The organism is Paraburkholderia sp. BR10937, assembly GCF_040965695.1.
Taxonomy (GTDB): domain Bacteria; phylum Pseudomonadota; class Gammaproteobacteria; order Burkholderiales; family Burkholderiaceae; genus Paraburkholderia.
The window spans coordinates 1-394 of sequence record NZ_JBFRCL010000170.1 but is presented as its reverse complement, the minus strand read 5'-3'; the positions used below and the strand labels follow the sequence as shown (position 1 = coordinate 394).

At 57.1% G+C, this 394-nt stretch carries 1 protein-coding gene; it reads left to right on the top strand.

From position 1 onward, the window contains the following. Positions 1-327 (top strand): enoyl-CoA hydratase-related protein (locus AB4Y44_RS42495; RefSeq protein ID WP_368702828.1); only part of this gene is annotated, 327 nt, incomplete at its 5' end. Positions 328-394 lie beyond the last annotated feature (67 nt).

The window sequence follows — 394 nt, the reverse complement described above, 5'->3', positions numbered from 1 at the left end:
GGCGAGAAGCGCGCACGGGAAATCTGGTACATGTGCCGCAAATACAGTGCAAAACAGGCGCTCGACTGGGGCCTCATCAACGCAGTCGTGCCCCCCGAGCAACTCGATGCCGAAACGAAAAAGTGGTGCGACGAGATTCTGCAGATGAGCCCCACGGCCATCGCGCTGGCGAAGCGATCGTTCAATATCGATACCGAGAATATTCGCGGCATCGGTGCGTTCGCAATGCAAGCGCTCGCAATGTATTACGAAACCGACGAGTCCAAGGAAGGCGGCAATGCGTTCCGCGAAAAGCGCAAGCCGGAGTTCCGCAAGTACGTGAAGTAAGACGAAGCAAAAAATGCGGCGACGCGCCTGCCTGCCGTCGCCAGCCTACCTCATTTCAATTTTCGCG